Here is a 1,427-nt window from a genome sequence, read left to right as displayed (position 1 = left end):
AAGCGTATCAACAGACCCGATCAAACCTCCGGCTTCAGCGCCAGCCGCGCCACCAATCTGATTATCCAGCTCACTCAGGATGAACGATTGAGCCTCTGCAATACGGCCTGACTCCTCCATGGATTTCACCATCTCAATTTGAGACTTAGTGAATGAGACGCCCGACTCTCTCAAAGCGCTCAACCCCGTAGACGGCATTTCCAGTGCCTTGCCGAGCTGCTTAGCGGCGCTGACTATGTCACTTCCCATCACACTGGCCATATCTTGTGACAAATAAATCGCTCGTTTAAATGTGTCCTCAGAGACAGAGCGAAAAGTTAGCATTACGCCGATCGCCTTACTGGCCTCTTGAGTGCTGGTTAAAGTACTCATGGCCACTGAACGCGCCATTTCATCGAGTTGCTGCGCGGTGTAGCCGCTAGAGTATCCGGTCGCCTTAATCAATTGCTCTTGTTGCAATAGACGGCGCTCAGTTTCTGCCAAAACAGGCAAGCCCGCAGACATCGCACCAATCGCCGCAGTAACCCCCGTTCCCAAGGCCGTCCAAGCAAACCCCAACCCTTTAACGTTACCGATCACCCCATCCATTTGTGAACCAATGTTGCCAAGAGGACCAGGCAAAGACGAAGCCGAAAACGCAGCATCAGCAAAGCTCGTTGATAGGTTTTTGTTGTTACTCTCGGCTTTGGAGGCTTGAGAGCCATAGTCTTTCAGTACCTTCTGGCTCTTGTTAACCTTTTTATCCAGCTCCGCAGTTTCCGCATCGAGGGTCGCAACCAGGTGAGCAATTTTCTGTTTAGTCATAACGAACCTTATTCATTTCCATCACCAGATTCTCAACGACTTTGGCGTCATAAGGCGCCCTTGTGCGCGGTTGGCGCTCTCCGGCAAAGTTGAGTTCATCCGCGATTCTTTGAGATGAAAAACCACGCTTTCTTAACTCAAAAATGAAGCGCTTTACTCTCGAAAATTTCATAAAACCACTCCTAAAAATCTCTCGGAGTGCAGCTTGAGCAGGTGATCGGCCTCAGATCAGGTTGATCAGGTCTAAGTAACTGAAAACAAAGACCATATATACACATGCTGCTGCTCTCCTAGGATATCCAAAAAAATGTGTTTTTCCGCGCCCCTGCCCCGTGGGGAGACAACGTGGGGTTCAGGAGGACCCATCGAGGCGCGAGAATTGTTATTTGCCCGTAGACTTAATCATTGAGCGATGATCGGTAGGTGCAACACCCGCATCGATGCGGACTTTGGTAGCAATACCGTCGATAGTGAAGCCTTGTTGAGTTTCGATGTAAGGAACGTCCACGCCATCGAGATAAGCAACCTCAATAGTTTGCTCGTTAGCCGTCAGATAGAACGCGGCTTTATCGTGTTTATCTAGGCGCGGTTCAGTCACGATATTGAGTAGCCCTGAGATTGGG

The 1,427-nt window shown here is 49.8% G+C and carries 2 protein-coding genes and 1 pseudogene; all 3 read right to left on the bottom strand.

What is annotated here, in order from left to right; all coding sequences use genetic code 11:
- The coding region (locus tag R7070_RS25180; protein WP_318141392.1) for a phage tail length tape measure family protein at positions 1 to 804 on the bottom strand (804 nt) is incomplete at its 3' end.
- Positions 797 to 976, bottom strand: coding sequence for a hypothetical protein (locus R7070_RS25175; protein ID WP_140367042.1), 180 nt, complete (start codon positions 974 to 976; stop codon positions 797 to 799). The genes R7070_RS25180 and R7070_RS25175, both read right to left, overlap by 8 nt.
- Positions 977 to 1,186: 210 nt before the next feature.
- Positions 1,187 to 1,427, bottom strand: a pseudogene (locus R7070_RS25170) (Clp protease ClpP); the annotation flags it as partial.

Source organism: Vibrio sp. 1557, assembly GCF_033340175.1.
In the GTDB taxonomy this organism is placed as follows: Bacteria; Pseudomonadota; Gammaproteobacteria; order Enterobacterales; family Vibrionaceae; genus Vibrio; species Vibrio alginolyticus.
Note: the sequence above shows the minus strand (reverse complement) of the source record. Positions and strands in the feature narration are given on the sequence as shown.